At 44.3% G+C, this 18,063-nt stretch carries 21 protein-coding genes and 1 other annotated feature; of the genes, 20 read left to right on the top strand and 1 reads right to left on the bottom strand.

Going from position 1 to position 18,063, the window contains the following annotated elements:
* Positions 1 to 249: 249 nt before the first annotated feature.
* The 3 genes from NST74_RS23410 to NST74_RS23400 all read left to right on the top strand — a co-directional run bounded on the left by NST74_RS23410 (position 250) and on the right by NST74_RS23400 (position 4,133).
* On the top strand, positions 250 to 1,416 hold the full coding sequence (locus NST74_RS23410) for a GGDEF domain-containing protein (RefSeq protein ID WP_341114673.1): 1,167 nt from the start codon (positions 250 to 252) through the stop codon (positions 1,414 to 1,416).
* A 36-nt stretch (positions 1,417 to 1,452) separates the two neighbouring features.
* Positions 1,453 to 2,610, top strand: coding sequence for a GGDEF domain-containing protein (locus NST74_RS23405; RefSeq protein ID WP_341114672.1), 1,158 nt, complete (start codon positions 1,453 to 1,455; stop codon positions 2,608 to 2,610).
* Positions 2,611 to 2,948: 338 nt separating this feature from the next.
* Positions 2,949 to 4,133: a glycosyltransferase gene (locus NST74_RS23400; RefSeq protein WP_341114671.1), complete on the top strand. Its 1,185-nt coding sequence runs from the start codon at positions 2,949 to 2,951 to the stop codon at positions 4,131 to 4,133.
* A 94-nt stretch (positions 4,134 to 4,227) separates the two neighbouring features.
* On the opposite strand, the gene NST74_RS23395 is transcribed toward NST74_RS23400, so the two are convergent.
* Positions 4,228 to 5,214, bottom strand: coding sequence for a diaminopimelate dehydrogenase (locus NST74_RS23395; RefSeq protein WP_076120426.1), 987 nt, complete (start codon positions 5,212 to 5,214; stop codon positions 4,228 to 4,230).
* Between the two features lie 215 nt (positions 5,215 to 5,429).
* Between NST74_RS23395 and NST74_RS23390 the strand changes: the two genes are divergently transcribed.
* The 17 genes from NST74_RS23390 to NST74_RS23310 all read left to right on the top strand — a co-directional run bounded on the left by NST74_RS23390 (position 5,430) and on the right by NST74_RS23310 (position 18,062).
* Positions 5,430 to 6,665, top strand: coding sequence for an SPOR domain-containing protein (locus NST74_RS23390; RefSeq protein WP_341114669.1), 1,236 nt, complete (start codon positions 5,430 to 5,432; stop codon positions 6,663 to 6,665).
* A 251-nt stretch (positions 6,666 to 6,916) separates the two neighbouring features.
* Positions 6,917 to 7,162 (top strand): DUF4321 domain-containing protein, encoded by a 246-nt coding sequence (locus NST74_RS23385; protein ID WP_042130585.1) that lies wholly within the window; start codon positions 6,917 to 6,919, stop codon positions 7,160 to 7,162.
* 34 nt (positions 7,163 to 7,196) lie between these two features.
* Positions 7,197 to 7,793 carry a Maf family protein gene (locus tag NST74_RS23380; protein WP_042130583.1) on the top strand — a complete coding sequence of 199 codons (597 nt, stop codon included), beginning with the start codon at positions 7,197 to 7,199 and terminating at the stop codon, positions 7,791 to 7,793.
* Positions 7,794 to 7,817: 24 nt separating this feature from the next.
* Positions 7,818 to 8,507, top strand: coding sequence for a RadC family protein (gene radC, locus NST74_RS23375; protein ID WP_042130581.1), 690 nt, complete (start codon positions 7,818 to 7,820; stop codon positions 8,505 to 8,507).
* 39 nt (positions 8,508 to 8,546) lie between these two features.
* On the top strand, positions 8,547 to 9,581 hold the full coding sequence (locus tag NST74_RS23370; protein ID WP_042130579.1) for a rod shape-determining protein: 1,035 nt from the start codon (positions 8,547 to 8,549) through the stop codon (positions 9,579 to 9,581).
* A 62-nt stretch (positions 9,582 to 9,643) separates the two neighbouring features.
* Entirely contained in the window at positions 9,644 to 10,522 is an 879-nt protein-coding gene (gene mreC, locus NST74_RS23365) for a rod shape-determining protein MreC (RefSeq protein WP_042130577.1), read from the top strand.
* A complete protein-coding gene (mreD, locus tag NST74_RS23360; RefSeq protein ID WP_081389959.1) occupies positions 10,522 to 11,052 on the top strand; it encodes a rod shape-determining protein MreD in 531 nt (176 codons plus the stop codon). The genes mreC and mreD overlap by 1 nt, the downstream gene beginning before the upstream one ends.
* A gap of 79 nt (positions 11,053 to 11,131) precedes the next feature.
* Complete coding sequence (gene minC / locus NST74_RS23355; RefSeq protein WP_042130575.1) at positions 11,132 to 11,791, top strand: septum site-determining protein MinC; 660 nt, start codon at positions 11,132 to 11,134, stop codon at positions 11,789 to 11,791.
* Positions 11,792 to 11,796: 5 nt separating this feature from the next.
* Positions 11,797 to 12,591: a septum site-determining protein MinD gene (minD, locus tag NST74_RS23350; RefSeq protein WP_042130573.1), complete on the top strand. Its 795-nt coding sequence runs from the start codon at positions 11,797 to 11,799 to the stop codon at positions 12,589 to 12,591.
* 300 nt (positions 12,592 to 12,891) lie between these two features.
* Positions 12,892 to 13,755: a M23 family metallopeptidase gene (locus NST74_RS23345; RefSeq protein ID WP_042130571.1), complete on the top strand. Its 864-nt coding sequence runs from the start codon at positions 12,892 to 12,894 to the stop codon at positions 13,753 to 13,755.
* Positions 13,748 to 14,590, top strand: coding sequence for a M50 family metallopeptidase (locus NST74_RS23340; RefSeq protein ID WP_341114663.1), 843 nt, complete (start codon positions 13,748 to 13,750; stop codon positions 14,588 to 14,590). The genes NST74_RS23345 and NST74_RS23340 overlap by 8 nt, the downstream gene beginning before the upstream one ends.
* A 59-nt stretch (positions 14,591 to 14,649) precedes the next feature.
* Positions 14,650 to 15,891, top strand: a complete 1,242-nt coding sequence (locus NST74_RS23335; protein ID WP_341115961.1) for an Rne/Rng family ribonuclease — start codon at positions 14,650 to 14,652, stop codon at positions 15,889 to 15,891.
* Positions 15,872 to 16,021, top strand: coding sequence for a hypothetical protein (locus NST74_RS23330; protein ID WP_156114857.1), 150 nt, complete (start codon positions 15,872 to 15,874; stop codon positions 16,019 to 16,021). Before NST74_RS23335 ends, NST74_RS23330 begins: the two co-directional genes overlap by 20 nt.
* Positions 15,954 to 16,039, top strand: a sequence feature (ribosomal protein L21 leader region). Its footprint overlaps the gene before it by 68 nt.
* Positions 16,040 to 16,053: 14 nt before the next feature.
* Positions 16,054 to 16,365, top strand: a complete 312-nt coding sequence (rplU, locus tag NST74_RS23325; protein WP_042130566.1) for a 50S ribosomal protein L21 — start codon at positions 16,054 to 16,056, stop codon at positions 16,363 to 16,365.
* A 12-nt stretch (positions 16,366 to 16,377) separates the two neighbouring features.
* The gene (locus NST74_RS23320; protein WP_042130565.1) at positions 16,378 to 16,713 is read left to right on the top strand and encodes a ribosomal-processing cysteine protease Prp; all 336 of its coding nucleotides are present in this window, start codon (positions 16,378 to 16,380) and stop codon (positions 16,711 to 16,713) included.
* Between the two features lie 17 nt (positions 16,714 to 16,730).
* A complete protein-coding gene (gene rpmA, locus NST74_RS23315) occupies positions 16,731 to 17,042 on the top strand; it encodes a 50S ribosomal protein L27 (protein ID WP_042130564.1) in 312 nt (103 codons plus the stop codon).
* A 279-nt stretch (positions 17,043 to 17,321) separates the two neighbouring features.
* Entirely contained in the window at positions 17,322 to 18,062 is a 741-nt protein-coding gene (locus tag NST74_RS23310; RefSeq protein ID WP_076120422.1) for a Spo0B domain-containing protein, read from the top strand.
* The last annotated feature ends 1 nt before the right edge of the window (position 18,063 follow it).

The raw sequence follows: 18,063 nt of genomic DNA, 5'->3' as shown, positions 1-18,063 counted from the left end.
CAAATACTCTCTTCAATAGCACTTCCCCCAAATTTCCTTCAGATCATCTATTTGTTTATCTGAAGGGAGCTTAGGGGGAAGTGTTTTTTGGTATTGTTAACGTATTTACTGATATAGTTATAAAGTGCTATAGTGCTGTCAGAAGAGGATCGATTTTTTAACGTATATTTGGGGCTCCCACAAAGTACCTGAGTACGCATAGAAGCAAAGACTCAAGTTGTGGGGATATTTTCACATAGGTGGTGGCGTATGAGCTCCCTGATTGAAATTAGAACACTAATTTATTTGTTTATTTTTGGTAACTTATTTATGTTGCTGCTAATAACCAATTATCGAAGTACCGCTGTTAAAGATACCGCCTCGACATTGTTCATCCGATCAAAAGGGGTACAGCTGCTCTTTTGGTGTTCGATATTACTGTGGGATTACCTCCCTCATACGTTGTCCATTCCACTTAGTAATGCTCTGATTCTCGGTGGGTGCTGTCTAGAAATTACAGCCTTACTGCTGATGATGGGAGTACTGGGACCAAGAATAAAGCGATATTACATCATCCTTTCGGTATGGAGTGCAATCAGTTTTAGTATCATCGCATTATTTTTTAATCATTCCAACCTGCGCATCGCCTGTACATCACTTTGGTCTATACTGTTTGTAATCTATCCGGCTTATCATCTAACTGTAAATAAAAAGGCTACCCCTCTTCAAAAAATATTGGGTGTATTATTTTATGTAATTGCAGTGATTATGCTAATGCGGGCATTTGTTGCACTGATTTGGGAGCCTGAGATGAATGTGTTCTCAACAAATCTTACGCAGTATTTGTATTATCTGGGAATGTATTTGTTATTTATTGTGGGGGCGGCCGGTTTTATTCTACTCTCTAATGAGCATTCTTATGTCAAACTAAAAAGAATAGCCAGTTACGATGATTTGACGGGGATCCTAAACCGTGGAGCATTTCTTCAGGAAGCGGAGATAAAGCTTGAAAAGGCATTTCGAGAGCAGGAGTACTTCTCATTTTTGCTATTGGATTTGGATCATTTTAAAGAGGTCAACGACACTTACGGTCATGATACGGGTGATATTGTTCTGGAAGAATTCGCATCGACGATTAAAGATCATCTCGGAAATGGTGATTTGTTTGGCAGACTAGGGGGCGAGGAATTCGCAGTCATACTCTGTGGAATAGATGAACTAAGCTGTGACCAGAAAGCTGAGACACTTCGCGAGGCGGTAATGAATGCTTCCACTCATAAGATTCCCCAGGGGTACACTGTTAGTATAGGTGTAATTACGATCATGCCAGATCAAGAGATCTCGATAAATAAGTTGTACAAGCTAAGCGACAAGGCGTTATATCAGGCCAAGCAAGAGGGAAGAAATAGAATCATCAGATACCGATATGTATACTAAGAGTCAGGAATAGTTGGGGAGGTGAACTTCACTCATATGCATCTGGATCTCCAGACACTGCTGGTATGTCTCTTTCTATGGCAATCGTTCACGGTGCTGCTTATCGTGGTATATCGTTTACGTTACGCACAGGAACAGACGTATTCATTGTTTATCACAGCAAAATATTTGCAATTAGCAGTCTTGATCCTTTTATTGCTGAAGGATTATATAGATTCGTCACTTAGTCTACCGATCATAGTACTTCTTGCTTTGGCTGGCGCTACGCTCGAAAGCTTGGCGCTTCTGATGCTTCTCAGAGTATTCGGGAATAAGGTTGAAAAATATTATTCTATATTATTCGGAGTATCGATTATCGTTGTGGTGCTGATGTATTTGTTTAAGCAAGAGGATTCACTCGTTATTGCCGTTGCTTGCCTTGCGGCAGTTCTGATTATCGCCTACCCTGCTTATGTTTTATGCTTGAAGGTTATGGAGACCTCATTACAAATGATAATGGGACAGCTATATTTTATTATTATCTTATCATTGGCAGGGAGAGCTTTGGAACCGCTGTATTCCGTGTTAGGATTCAATACGCAAGTGACACAATTCCTTTATTTGATTTTTTATCTCGGTATTTATTTGTATATGTTTTTAGGAACCGCTGGAATTATGCTGCTTTATAGAGAGGATTCCTTCGCAGAAATGGAGCGGGTTGCAACTTATGATGAGTTGACAGGTATTTTGAACCGCAGGTCGTTTCTTCTGCGTGCCCGGCCTTTAATAGCTGCTTCAGCGATGAAGAAGCTGCCCTATTCTTTTTTACTGCTGGATGTGGATCATTTTAAGAGCATAAATGATACTTACGGTCATAATATAGGAGACCAAGTACTAACTGATCTGGCGTCTAAAATCGAGCAACAGCTTGGCAATGGTGATTTGATCGGTAGATTTGGGGGAGAAGAGTTCGCAGTACTTCTGCATAGAGCTGATGAGAAAAATAGTGATGTTATTGCTGAAGGAATGCGCACAGCCGTTTTAGGCTCAGTAATTCATGGTGTTCCGCTGCACTACACGATAAGTATCGGGGTCATCACAATAGAATCAGGCGAACGTTTTTCTCTGAACAATCTTTACAAACTTTGTGATAATGCATTATATCAGGCTAAGAAAAAGGGCAGAAACTGCGTCGTTAGAAGCTACGAAATATAAAAGTGTCTTTCTTTCGTCATTAGACGAGGAAGACACTTTTTTTGTTGCATAAGGAATGGTTCATTATACCTAACGATCATGAAAATTATGTTTAGGGAATTCATGTTCATGAATCTCTGGAAAAAGGAGATTTTTGGGTTGGATTATCAAAAAAAATGGCGATTTATAAAGGTTTATCGCAATGGATTTCGAATAAAGGATGAAAATATATAATAAATTTAAAGCTTCCCCTATAAATCGACAAATATTTTATATGAAATGAGTTACTATTGAACTGCATCTAAAGTTGCAGTGAAAAGTGGAGAGGGTTTAATACAAAAATACAAGGAGCCAGAGTCATGCGAGAAAAAATGCTGTTCCTATCAGCTCAGAATCAAAGCGCAGAGGATCTAGAAGGAGAAATGAGAACAGGGAGTATTCTCGAGATTTTGCTTGGGAAATTTGATATCGATTTGCTGACGTATTCCAGTACGCACAAGGAAATGTCTACAAATGATGGAACTTCACTAAAGGTTCATTACATTAACGGGTGCATTACCTCATGGAAATCCATGCTGCGTCCCTTACATATATTACGGAATTTCACTAATCGGAGTCATGCAGATAAAGACATGAAGAGCACCATCATGGAGCTTTGCAGATCGAATAATTACAGACATGTATTTATATCGCATAGCTTGCTTGGGAATTGTATAGATATGGTTCGGAATCTGCTACCTGAGGCAAGTGTTATTACAGATACGTATCGTTTTGAGAGCGGCGTTGCCGTTGGAAAAGAAATCGGAAGGCCGAACAGCGGTAATCCTTACCATAAACTAAATGAAGCTTTGATTCGGCGGCATAAGCGGAGACTAATGAATAAAACAGGGGTACTCCTGGCAACCTCGGAATGGGATGCCCTTAAATTTAAATCCTTATCCTTTGCGGATGCTCGTAAGGTTCATGTTGTTCCTCATTTCATAAAAATGAACGAGTACGACGCTTTTACTGAACCTGTTGCAAAAGAAAATTCAATAGTTCTGCACTGGAATATGAACACCAGACAGGGAATTAAAGCCGCTCAAAACTTCTTTAAGAAAAGCTACCCATTGATTAAGGAACAAGTGCCTGATATCAAGTGTTACATCACTAGTCATCAGGTTCATTCGGAAGTGTTGACGCTTATAAAAGAAGATGTATCAGTAGTTATCACTGGACCTTTGAAACCGTCAGCGGATTATATTCGTCGTGCTAAAGCGGTTCTAGTGCCTATCCTTGAAGGCTGTGAGGTCTCCAGAAACATTCTGGAATCATGGGCACTCAAAACGCCGGTTGTTACTAGCTCTATGGTATGTGAACGATTGAACTGTGAGCATAACCGTAATATTTTGCTTGCTAACACCTCAGTTGATGTTGTAGCTAGTGTAATAACGTTGTTAAAGAATCCTGAGATGGCAACGATTATTGCTGATCGGGCGCATCGCACATTGTTGAAGGATTACGAAGTGAATTATGTGAAGAATAAGATTCTTAGTCTTGTATAGAAGGTTTGCCCGAGAAGGGTGTGCCTACAGTATATAAAAAAACCGCGCGGACGTTTTAGGGTCCAACGCGGTTTTTTTATATTCTTGTATGATTTTACAGCAGGTTGCGGCGCAATTCTTCCGGAGATTTAGGAGACAGCATTCCAAGTGGAATATCGAATACTGTACGCGCTCCGCTTTGTCCTTCTTGACTCATGCGTTGAGCGGCTCTGGCATAGGCCACGAGAACGCTAGCTGTAAATTCTGGATTGCTCTCCAGCTTCAGGCCGAATTCAATAATCTGCTTTGTGCCTTCCCCTGTTACACCGCTGCGAATAACAAACCCGCCGTGCGGAATTCCGCTATGCTGAGCTGCCAATTCTTCTTCAGTGATGAAAGTAACCGTAGTATCATAATCTGCAAAATAGTTCGGCATATTCACGATTTCCTCGCGAATGCGTTCTTGATCTGCACCTGCCTCAGCAACAACAAAACACTCTCTGAGGTGCTTCTGGCGAGTGGTAAGCTCTGGTGTTTCGCCAGCGCGAATGGCATCAATAACCTCTTGTACTGGAACGGTATATTGTACACCGGCTTTCACTCCATCCACTCTGCGGATCGCATCGGAGTGACCTTGGCTAACGCCTTTACCCCAGAAGGTATATTCTTTACCTTGCGGAAGAATGGCTTCAGCAAGTAGACGATTCATTGAGAATAAGCCTGGATCCCAGCCGGTAGAAATTACGCTGAGTGTTCCACCTTGTTTAGCTGCGGCATCAACGGTCTCGTAGAACTCGGGGATTTTGGCATGAGTATCAAAGCTGTCCACGGTATTAAACATCCGGGCAATGGCTGGTGTTTGTTCTGGCAGATCGGTAGCCGATCCTCCGCATAGAATCATAACATCCACTTTTCCCTTATATTGTTCGACGGCAGAGATGTGCTCGAACTTCACACCGGTTTCTCCGGCTTCCAGTTGTCCAGGTTCTCTGCGCGTAAAGATCGCAACTAGCTCGATATCTTCACTTTGGTTGATAGCCTTACGTACACCTTTTCCTAAATTTCCGTAGCCTACAATAGCTGCTTGAATTTTTTGTTTCAGAAGAAGCCCTCCTAATCAGTAGTGAACTAAAGCACTATTTCTAGTTTACCTAGTATAGTGTACAATTTCAGCTCTTTTTATATAGTATATAAAAGTTACATGTAATGTAAACTGAATCTGCATAATCTTTCATAATTCCTAGCGCTTAAAAATAGCATATCTCTCTATTGTCTATCATATATTATTTATAGATTAGATGAGGTGAGGTGTAACTGTTGAATAACGGAAGAATGACGTTCCGATTTGACGTGAACAAGGACGAGCCTAAACCAAAGCCTAAGGTGGTGGAGCGCTGGTCAAATGGCGGACTGGGAACAGCTGAAGAGTATGCTGAGGGGTTGCGTCAAGAGGTTGGCCCAGCGCAGCAGACATGGATTTATGAGCCCGATTTTCGTTCTACGCGTGAGGCACCACCGGAAGATTCCTATGACTATTACTCGGGCACTGTAGATCCGCGTCAGGAAGAATGGGACGAACAGGATAAAGATTTTAGATATACACAACCATCGTATCTTCTTTCAGATATGGTTTCGGATAGCAGAGATGAATTAGAGCATGTATCCACTGGCAACTACGGAGGATCTTACCATACCCGGCGTCCCTCGTATTGGTGGAAGCTAGCTCTTTCTGTTACGGGAGCCATCGGCACAGGGGTGCTGCTTGGATATGCTGCACTTTCTTTTTTCTATGGAGGAAATATGGACAGCACCTCTGGAAACGGGATAGCAGATATATCGGCTACTTCAGAGCAGTCTAGTGGAGCTAAAGATCCGGCAGGTGTAGGCACATCAGGATTGCCGGTTACAGGAACAGAGAATGCCGGGAAGAACAGCATCCCTGTTCAAGTCGCAGCACAAAGCTATTATCTGTTGCAGTACGGAGTATTCAGTACGCCCGCAGGTGCCGAGCAGGCTCGTCAGGAGTTGTTAAACGCAGGTTTGGCTGCGGGCTTCGACCCTGCTGACGGCAATCGTGTTTATGCCGGAATGTCATCGGACCGTGAACAGGCCAAGCTGCTAAGCAGCGGTCTGCAGAATCAGGGGATTGAGCTATATGTGAGAGAGGTGGCACTTCCGGGGGCAGACCAGCTTGTCTATTCCGGTAAAGCAGAAGAAGTGAAGAACTATTTCTCTGTAAGCGGGCAGCTGCTCAGCGAACTAAGCAGTCAATCTGCTTCTTTATTAAGCGCTGGTCAAACGAGTACGGCAGCAAATACATCCGTTGTGAGTGATCTGCATCTGCAGTGGAGTGAAGCCGTCAAAGTGCTGGAGCAAAGCGTGTCTCCCGAAGCGAAAAGCATCTGCGCAGCGCTAGAGAAATCAATGAGCCAAGGGATATCAGCATTAAGTGAATATAACAAGAACAAGGCGCAGGGGCTACTTTGGGAAGTACAAGAATCGATGCTAAGCTTTTTGACTAGCCAGAAACAGTTACTGTCTGCAATGAATTAACGAATAAACGGGTGACTTTAAAAACAGCAAGCCTCCGGATGTTGGGGCTTGCTGTTTTGGCGCGATAGGATGGGAACTTCGCTATATTCCAATATATAACATAAACTGAAATGGATATAGAGGGTGATATCCCTCCGCAACTTTTAGGGCAAATGGTGGTAAACATTACCGTAAGGGATTTTACGTTTGTATTGATCACAATTTCACCGTATAATAATTAGGGTGTCAAAAAATGGCGAGGGAAGACTGAGATGAAGAAGAAAAATGTAGGAACACTGCTGTTATTTCTAATTCTAGGTTGGCTGGCTGGAGCCTGGATCGCCAAGCTACTGCAGCCGGTAAAGGCTCTTTCTTTTCTAACAACATCGACTGTGCTTAAGTGGTCTCCGCGAGCCGATTTGGACATCATAACCTATGACATCACTATTCATTTGAAATTGTGCATGCTAAGTCTCATCGGTATTATTACAGCGGTATGGCTGTACCGAAGAGTGTAACTCTCGTTACTGATCAAGAAGGGACGTTTACAACGTGGACAACTCACAACTCATTATTTTAGCCTCAGGTTCACCGCGTCGACGAGAGCTTTTGTCTTTACTGGGCTTGCCTTTTGAGGTTATTACCAGCGAAGCTGACGAAAGCACACCACCTGACTTTACGCCGGAGCAAATCGTGCGCAGTCTGGCTTTGCGTAAAGCAGAGGCCGTTGTAGCTGCAGCAGGAGAGCGTAACGCAGTAATCGTTGGTAGTGATACGATTGTTGTGCTAGATAACACTGTGCTAGGCAAACCGGTGGACGAGCTGGACAGCAAATCGATGCTTACCAGACTTCAGGGCCGGAATCATAAGGTATACACGGGTGTAGCCTGTATCGGACTTCCGCATGGAAAGACTATAGTGGAGCACCGTGTTACTTCCGTAACGATGAGAGCAATGACTGAAGATGAAATTGTTGCTTATATAGCTACGGGAGAGCCCGCTGATAAGGCTGGCTCTTATGCGATACAGGGGCTTGGCTCGACCTTGGTGGAACGAATTGAAGGCTGTTATTTCAATGTTGTCGGATTGCCGCTGTCGCTTCTTGGCGAAATGCTGTCCGAGTTCGGTATAGCTGTATTGAACCGGTAGGAAGCTTGGGAAAGAGGGATAGGGATGGAGTCGCAATCAGTAATGCTGCGGGACCTCCCCCATGAAGAACGACCAAGAGAGCGCATGATGCATTATGGGGCGGAATCATTAAGTCAAGCGGAGTTGTTAGCCATTCTGCTGCGTACGGGAACACGCCGTGAATCGGCTATTCATATTGCTCAGCAGATGCTAGGGAAGATCGGTGGCCTGCGTGGGCTGGTTGACCTTAGCATCGAAGAACTGACCGAAATCAAAGGTATTGGCCCTGCCAAGGCCGTACAACTAAAAGCAGGCATCGAGCTTGGAAGGCGCCTTGCGAACTCCAGGTTTAACATGCCGGTCATTATCCGTTGTCCTCAGGACGCTGCAGAGATTCTGACCGAGCAGTTGCGTTATTTGCAGAAGGAGCATTTTGTCTGCCTGTTTCTGAATACGAAGAATCACGTGATTGGACAAGAAACGTTGTCTATGGGCAGTCTTAACGCTTCGATTGTTCATCCTCGCGAGGTATTCCGAGCAGCTATAAAATGTAGCAGTGCCTCTATCATATGCGCACATAATCATCCTAGTGGTGATCCAACGCCTAGTCCGGAGGATATCTCCTTGACTCAGAGACTGCTTCAAGCAGGTGAGATTGTCGGAATAGACGTGTTAGATCATCTAATTATCGGTGATAGCAGCTTTGTAAGCTTGAAAGAAAAAGGACACATGTAATATAAATGTGAAGATTTACTTAGGAAAAGGAGAATTAGCATGTTGGGTAGTTTTACGAAAGATTTAGGAATTGACTTGGGGACAGCGAATACGCTTGTCTATGTACGCGGTAAGGGGATCGTTGTAAGAGAGCCTTCCGTTGTAGCCATTAACACTGACACTAAGACGATTGAAGCCGTGGGTGAATCCGCTAAAAAGATGATCGGTCGTACACCGGGTAACATTCGTGCGATCCGTCCGATGAAGGATGGCGTTATCGCTGATTTTGACACAACGGCTACGATGATTAAATATTTTATCCGTCAAGCACAGAAACAGCGTTCCATGTTCCAACGTCACCCTAATGTAATGGTCTGCGTACCCTCCGGCATTACTGCTGTAGAGCAACGTGCCGTAGAAGATGCTACTAGACAAGCTGGTGCTCGTGAAGCTTACATTATCGAGGAACCTTTTGCTGCTGCGATCGGTGCAGATCTACCGGTATGGGAGCCAACAGGAAGTATGGTTGTTGATATCGGCGGAGGTACAACTGAAGTTGCTGTAATTTCACTCGGCGGTATTGTTACTAGTCGTTCCGTACGTGTTGCGGGTGATGAAGCGGATGAGTCCATCATTCAATACATCAAACGTCAATACAATCTGATGATTGGTGAACGAACTTCGGAACAGCTTAAAATGGATGTGGGTTCTGCTCTTCCGCTTGAGAAGGCTGAGACCATGGAAATTCGCGGACGCGATCTCGTAACAGGTCTGCCAAAGACGCTTACAATTACTTCCGATGAAATCTGTGAAGCTTTGTCCGACACTGTGAATTCTATTATTGAAGCTGTTAAAGTAACTTTGGAAAAATGTCCACCGGAGCTCGCAGCAGATATTATGGATCGCGGAATTGTTTTGACAGGTGGAGGCGCCTTGCTTCGTAACTTGGACAAGCTCCTTGCTCGTGAGACTGGAATGCCAGTTATTGTCGCTGAGAACCCTCTGGATTGTGTAGCTATTGGAACAGGAAAGGCGCTTGAAAATATCCATTTGTTCAAGAGCCGCAGCAGTTCCAGTCTTCGCTCTAAGAGATAAGCCTATGTATTGCCACTTGTGTAAGTCAACCCCTGTTATGGGAGAAATACTGTTGTTAGAGGGTGTTGAAACTGTTTAAACTCTTAAGCAATAAACGTTTGTTTATTCTGTTGATTACACTGGTGCTGTTCATTGTGGTGATGGGCTTCAGCTTGGCATCAAGGAGCTCCTTGTCCTGGCCGGAGAATTTTCTTAGAGATACGACTGGTTTCGTGCAAAAAATGTTCTACAAGCCCGCTGGATATGTAGCGGGCTTGTTTGAAGATATCGGAAATCTGAAAGATCTTTCTAAGGAAAACGAGCAGCTGAAGATACTTGCTGCCCAATATGCGCGTGATAAAGCTCAATACAATTTCATTCAGGTAGAAAATGAGCAATTGAAGGAACAGTTGAAGTTCACAAAAGCTCAAGAGGAATTGTATAAATATCAATATCATATTGCGCAGGTGGTTAGTCAGACTACAGAACCAAGCAATAGCACGATTGTAATCGATTTAGGCGCCAAAGATGGCGTTAGACCAAATATGTCCGTGATTTCTGTTGATGGTTTGGTAGGGGTTATTAGCCAAGTCAGCAATTTCACTTCTACTGTGAAGCTGATGACTATGATGGATACGAATGACCCTAATTCTCAGCCGCCAATTGCGGCAACTGCTATTTCCAAAGAGGGCAAGACCTTTGGTATGATTGAAAGCTATGATCCTAAGACAAACAGGTTATTGATGAACAAGATCCCGCCAGGCGATCCGATTGCACCGAAGGATGTTATAGTTTCCTCCGGTATTGGCGGATTGTATCCGCGAGGCTTGACCATCGGTACGGTTGAAAGTGTTGAGGTTGGTGAATTTGGATTAACTTCCACAGCAGTGATTAAGCCTTCAGCAGAATTCCAGGACTGGAAGCAGCTGATCGTTGTGTTTACGGAGGAGCGTGCTGAATAGTGAATATGCGCAGATCTGTTCTTGTTCTGTTACTGTTCCTCTTGTTTATTCTGGAGGGAACCATTCTGCCTTGGCTGATTCCAGATGCTTGGCAGATGCGAATTATTCCGAATCTAGTGTTCGTTGTACTATTGTTTGTGGCTGTATACCATCATCGTCATACGGCCCTTATACTAGGTCTATCCTTCGGAATGATACATGATGTCGTTTTTTATGGCAGAATTCTAGGAGCACATTCCTTTGCGATGGGTCTGTCGGCTTACTTAATCGGCCTTCTGTTTCAGATCCCGCGTGCTCCATTGCCTCTTATGATGACTGTGATTCTGCTCGGAAGCTTGCTAGAGGATAGCGTGTTATTTGGTATTTATAGTGTATTTAATCTCAATCAGGAGCCTTATAGCTGGGCGATTTTGAATCATATGCTGCCAACGATGCTCTTTCATTTTGCTATTGCTCTGATCCTCTACATACCGTTACGACGCCAGCTTGAGCTGATCAAGAAAGAGAAGAGTACGGAAGAAGCAGCATAAAGAGCTTCTAATTTCTTTCTTGATAAAGCAGGAATTTAAGAGGCCCGGCACGAATGAATGAGGATAGGGGGCCAGGCATATGACAGTAAAATCCAAGCATGTAAGGATTAAGGGCATCAAGGATGGCCTGATATTCCTGCTAGACGACAAATGTCCCTTCGAAGATCTTCTGAGTGAGCTTCGCTATAAGCTGGAGCACAGCCATCAAAATATTTTAACTGGACCGATTGTACATGTGGACATTAAGCTAGGCAATCGTCTCGTAACTGAGGAAGATAAGGAAGCTGTGCTGGAGATTCTGAAGGGACAGGGAAACCTACTGATTCGTTCCATAGAGGCGCTACCAGTACCCGGCAGTGAGGATAATGACGCGTTGTTTCTAATGAGCGGGATTCTTCGTTCCGGTCAGGTGCTGCACCATGATGGAAATCTTTTATATCTGGGAGATGTGAACCCAGGAGGGACCATAACCTGTTCAGGCGATATCTATATTCTAGGATCACTTAGAGGTATGGCGCATGCTGGAGTAGATGGCAATGAAGAGGCAATTATCGCTGCTTCATTAATGTCTCCGACACAACTGAGAATTGCTGATATTATCAGTCGTCCTCCCGATGAGTGGGAAACCCGTGAAAGCAGTATGGAATTTGCATATTTAACGAACGGAGCTATGCAAATCGATAAAATTCATAATTTAGTCAAAGTACGTCAGGATTTAAATGTGTTTAAAGGGGTGTAGCCTCCATGGGAGAAGCGATAGTCGTAACCTCGGGCAAAGGCGGAGTTGGCAAAACAACCACAACAGCCAATATTGGAACCGCACTTGCATTGCAGGGTAAAAAAGTATGTCTCGTCGATACCGACATTGGACTGCGTAATCTGGATGTAGTTATGGGGCTTGAGAATCGCATTATTTATGATCTTGTGGATGTAGCGGAGGGACGTTGTCGTTTAAATCAAGCACTCGTTAAAGACAAACGCTTTGATGAGCTGTATATGCTGCCCGCAGCACAAACAAAGGATAAAACGTCTGTCACTCCTGAACAAGTAAAAGATATCATTCTCGAACTGAAGAAGGAATATGAATATATTCTGATTGATTGTCCAGCAGGGATTGAGCATGGCTTCCGCAATGCGATTGCTGGTGCGGATAAAGCGATCGTAGTTACCACACCAGAGCATGCTGCTGTGCGGGATGCGGATCGGATTATCGGACTGCTTGAACAGTCGCATGTGGAATCCCCAAAATTGGTGGTAAATCGTATTCGTCCAGGTCTTGTAAAGTCTGGGGATATGCTTGATATTGAGGATATTTTACAGGTGCTGAATATTGACCTTATCGGAATTGTTCCGGATGATGAACTGGTCATTAAAGCCGCAAATAGTGGAGAGCCTACAGTTATGAATCCTGATTCGTCAGCAGCTATTGCCTATCGCAATATTGCACGTCGAATTTTAGGCGATGCTGTACCATTGATGCAGCTTGATCGGAAGCCGGGCGCATTTAAGAAATTTAAGAAGTTTTTCGGTATGGCTTAATTTTGCAAAATATAAGAAAGATAAGTTTCACACAATACTTTATGTCTTATATTTCTCGCTAAAACGCTTACCGTCCTTATAAGGACGCCGAATGCGTTTTTGCTTGCCAAGCAATCTTACTATAGAAGCATTAACGGTCCCACCACTTGAGAAATCTAAGGGGTGGGATTTATTTTGGGGAAAACAAGAATATTTGACCGTTTCAGGGATTTAAGTGCTCCGCCTTGGGCGGGCTTGTTCTAAAGAGACTTCCGTGCTTCATAAAATGGAAGTAAAACAAGCCCGTCCGGAGGGATAAATATGGATCTGAAATCAGATATCAAGAATCGCCGCAAGGAGCGTATTCGCAGTTTGTTGGAAGAAATCCCAGATATAGAAACAGCGGAGGCAGCTCCGTTATTCGTTATGCCCGAAAAGAGTACGAGCTTCAGAGAATGGGGAGCGGGATTTAAGGGGAATGATGAGCAATCCTCTATAGAGCCTGATCCAGAGGTAATGTGGAAAGAGAGACGTGGGGGCTGGGAGGAACCTGGTGGTGGGGGTTCTAATTTTTTTTCCGGCTTTATTCGAAGGGTCGTAGCCAGCGTGCTAGTGTTTGGAGCGGTGTGGGGAGTGTTTACAATTCACCAGCCATGGTCCTATAAAGTTCAAGCTTTTGTGAGTGATGCCTTGAGCAATGACATGGATTTCACAGCAGTGCGGGTCTGGTATGAGGAGAATTTTAATGGTGCACCAGCGTTCATACCGATATTTGGGGATAAAGATGAACCTGCTCAAAAGGCAGCGGCTCATCATGAGCTTAGCGCTCCGGTAGCCGGGAGCATTGTGGAGCCTTTTGCATCCACGCTAAAAGGTGTTGAAATTATGCCTCAACTCGATTCAACCTTAAATGTGACGGTGAAGAGTATAGACATGGGACGCGTTCTTTCCATATCCAAAGAATTGGACGGAGGAATTCGAATTGCGGTCCAGCATTCTGGAGGAATTACAGCAGAATACGGACATTTAAGCGGCACCAAGCTGGAGATAGATGACTGGATTCAAAGCGGAGATTCACTTGGCTGGATGCTGGAGAAAGAGGGCTCCTCAGCACCAACGCTGTTTTTTGCCGTGATGAAAGACAAGACTTATATTGATCCTACAGAAGTGGTATCGTTTGATTAGGATCTTAGGGATCGATTTGTCACTACATCCATTGTTCGTAATCATCATGTTGTTCTCTGTACTCACAGGACAATTTCTGGAGCTGCTGACTTTATTTACGATCGTCCTCATACATGAATTAGGACATGTGGTGGCTGCCCTTCTGGTTGGTGTTACCGTCAAGTCGGTTCAGCTTCTTCCGTTTGGTGGCGTTGCGGTTATTGAAGATCATGGGCGGCTTACAGCTAGTCGTGAGATTGGCATTGCACTTGCCGGTCCGCTGCAAAATGGAATCATGATTGTTATGGCTCTTGGGCTTCAGCAGGCAGGTTATGGCAATCAGGAATTTTTAACCTATTTCATAAATGCCAATGCAATTATTGCACTCTTTAATCTAGTGCCTGTTCTCCCACTTGACGGAGGCAAAGTACTTCAAGCGACAGTGAGTCTATTTCTTCCTTATTACTATACTTTGCTGTGGAGCGGACGAGTTAGTGTTGCTGCAAGTGTTCTTGTGATTGTTTATGCGCTACTGCCCCTTGGAGCGGGTGGAGGACTCAGGCTGAATATGGTCATGATCGGTGCCTTTCTGTTGTATTCAAATCTTACGGATCATCGGAATTTACCGTACCGATTCGTTGCATTTTTGATGAATAGGGAGGCTGTCTACGAGTATCATTTGCGGACAGGTAGTGTGGCTCGTCCAATTGTTGCCTTATCGGCGAAACCTTTAGATGCTATATTGCGTCTATTTAAACGTAATCAATATCATTTTATCTATGTATTAAACGGCAAAGGAAATGTTGTTGCTGTTGTGCCGGAACAGCGCTTAATATCTACTTACTTCGGAATGTAGTGTATTTATGCAGAGAATGAGCAAGTAATCAATGAATGAACGAAACCAGAGGTGAAGCCATGAAACAGATGATCGTTCACTGCACGCAGCACATTACCCGAATGGCTCTTCTGGAGAACGGAAGGCTTGTGGAGTACGCGGCTGAGCGCGATCAGCAGCAAGGGCTGGTCGGAAGTTACTACAAAGGCCGTGTGATTAACGTACTTCCAGGTATGCAGGCTGCTTTTGTTGACATCGGACAGAAGAAGAATGCTTTTTTATATGTTGATGATGTATTGCACCCTCATTTGGATAAACAGCCGGATGTGAAGCCTTCTATTGAGACGCTTTTACAGCCTGGTCAGGATATTGTTGTACAAGTAAGAAAAGAGCCGAGTGGCGGCAAGGGGGCGCGTGTAACCACACATTATACATTGCCAGGTCGCTGGATGGTGTATATGCCTTTTGCTGATTATGTCGGGGTATCCAAAAAAATAAGTCGCGATGCTGAACGTAGCCGGCTCAAAGGAATCGGCGAACGTCTGCGCATGAAAGAAGAAGGGCTTATTATGCGGACTGTCTCTCAGGACGAGCCGCATGAAGCGGTGGAAGGTGATCTTTCATTTCTACGTGCACAATGGGATAACATTACACGTCGGGCGCAAACCGCAGAAGCTCCGGCACTGTTGCATCGTGATCTTAGTATTGTTCAGCGCTTCATTAGAGATGCATTTAATCCACAGCGAGATCAGTTGATTATAGATTCTCCTGCCGTAGTTAAAGAAGCCACGGCATTTCTGGATGACATGGCACCTGATGGGTACAAGCCTGTAAGCTTGTATAATGGATCGGAGTCCATTTTTACAGCGTATGGAATTCAGGAACAGCTGCACAAAAGCTTCAGTCGCAAGATCACACTGGAGGGCGGAGCAACAATGATCTGGGATGAAACCGAGGCGCTCACCGTTATTGACGTTAACACTGCCCAATACATTGGAGGAGCATCGCTTGAAGAGACGGTGACGAATACTAATATGCTTGCGGCTGAGGAAATTGGTCGTTTGATCCGTTTGCGAGATACGGGCGGAATCATTATTGTCGATTTTATTGACATGGAGGAAGAAATACACCGTAAAATGGTTACTGAACGGCTGGAGAAGGTGATCTGCAAGGATCGAACCAAAACACATATTCTCGGTTGGACAAGACTTGGACTCCTCGAGATGACCCGGAAGAAGGCAAGACATGATTCAGCCAGCTTCGCACCTATCCTTTGTCAGTGCTGCGGAGGGACTGGAAAAGTTGGAGAATGGATGGAATGAGTTGACGATAGGCGATAAGTATGATAATATCTTCAAGTATGTGTTTGATTCATTCGGTCCTGCACATGCTGTAACCGCTCCGATCGGGTACATAAGTGCAGTTCCCACGGGAATCTGCCACCTAGACTAGGCGAGTCTGAGACATGAGGAGGTGCAAGTAAAATGTATGCAATTATCGAAACTGGCGGTAAACAATACAAAGTCCAAGAGGGCGATGTTTTGTTCATTGAGAAGTTGGAAGCTGAAGACGGCGCAAGTGTAACTTTTGACCGTGTATTGGCTGTTTCTAACGAAGGTGGTCTGACTGCAGGAACTCCGCTCGTAAGCGGCGCGTCTGTAACAGCTAAAGTCGAGAAACATGGTAAAGGCGCTAAGGTTGTAGTTTACAAATACAAACCTAAGAAGAACTACCACAAGAAACAAGGCCATCGTCAACCGTACACGAAAGTAACTATCGAGAAGATTCAAGCGTAAGAAGGTGCGTGAATGATTAACGTACGGATTACACGATCTTCGGATCTAGGGACTATCGTTGGCTTTGAGGTAAAAGGGCACGCGGGTTATGCAAAGCGTGGCGAAGATATCGTATGTGCCGGAGTTTCGGCCGTAACGGTTGGAACCGTCAATTCGATTGAGACATTGACCGGAATCTCCATGGATACATCCATGAAGAACGGATTCCTAAGTGGAACATTAAGTTCCATTGATGATTTCGATACTTCCGCGAAGGTGCAATTGTTGCTTGAATCCATGGTCGTGATGCTAAATGATATCGCAGAATCATACGGAAAGTATCTTCAAATAGAGCAAGTAAATATTTAAAGAAGGAGGTTGACAACATGTTGAAATTGAATCTTCAATTGTTCGCATCGAAAAAAGGTGTAGGTTCCACAAAAAACGGACGGGATTCCCATTCCAAACGTCTTGGCGTGAAACGTGCTGACGGTCAAGCAGTAACCGGCGGTAACATCTTGGTTCGTCAACGCGGAACAAAAATTCACCCAGGCACTAACGTAGGCATCGGTAAAGATGATACGTTGTTCGCATTGGTGGATGGCGTAGTGAAGTTCGAACGTTGGGGCCGCGATCGCAAAAAAGTGAGCGTATACCCAGTTGATGTCGCTCCGGTAGCAGCGGCACTGGAAGCGTAAGCTTACGGAACCATATTTGCATGTAGAAGCCTCCGGCATGAGTGCCGGAGGCTTTTTTGTAGAATATTCAGAATCGTTTGTGAAACCTCTTTGAGCACTTTAGAAACATACCTACAGCGTTTTAAGAAAGCATGAACATCCTTAAACATATGTAAAATACTCATGGTTATCTCTGGTGAACTACAGGGAACTGCTGTGTTATACTAGGAAATGGTAATTGATGAGGTAATATTCTAAACAAAGTCATGAATTTTGCGAACTGAGGGACGGGGAGAAAGAATGAAATCCTGGAAAAGTGCAATCTGGGCAGTCATGTTATCCGTATTGCTTCCTTTAGGACTCGTGTATTGGCATACCTCCCTTTTGACGTGTCTGTTGCTTGGAATTTGGGTAGCGGTAATAGTTGCCTTTAGTTTCATTTGGAATCAGCGTCATTGGGAACGGGAACTGCGCATACAAGAGAACACACTGCAACAGGCGGCGATTCGGACACTGAATCATCATCGTCATGATTGGATGAACGATTTGCAGATTCTTTACGGATATATTCAGCTTGGAAAACCTGATAAATCCGTGGAGTGTGTGGAAAGAATAAAGGAACGCATAGCGCTTGATAGTCGTATCGCTAAGCTGGGCATTCCTTCATTGGTCTTTTTTATCCAATCTTTCCGAACTTACCGGACTAGCCTGGAACTGGAAGTTCAAGTGGAGGAAGGATTGCAGCTGGAGGACAAGCTAAACCGGGAAGCAGGAGATGAGCTGACTTCAGTGATTATGCAGACCGTACGGGCTTATCAATATAACGGATTGGCTCCCCAGGGAGAAACGCGCAAGCTGCGTCTTGGCTTTATTCAGGATGGAGGAGACATTCTTATCTCCTTCGAAGGTGAGGGAGAGCATGGCAATCCCGAGCAGCTTAAAGGGCAAATTTATAATATAGTACAAGGAAAAATCATGAAAGCGGAGCAGTTTAAGCCTAGTAAGGCTTATGTAGAGCTGCGGTTGCCGCTTGAAATGTGAG

Source organism: Paenibacillus sp. FSL F4-0125, from assembly GCF_038008565.1.
Lineage (GTDB): Bacteria > Bacillota > Bacilli > Paenibacillales > Paenibacillaceae > Paenibacillus_AQ.
Note: the sequence above shows the minus strand (reverse complement) of the source record. Positions and strands in the feature narration are given on the sequence as shown.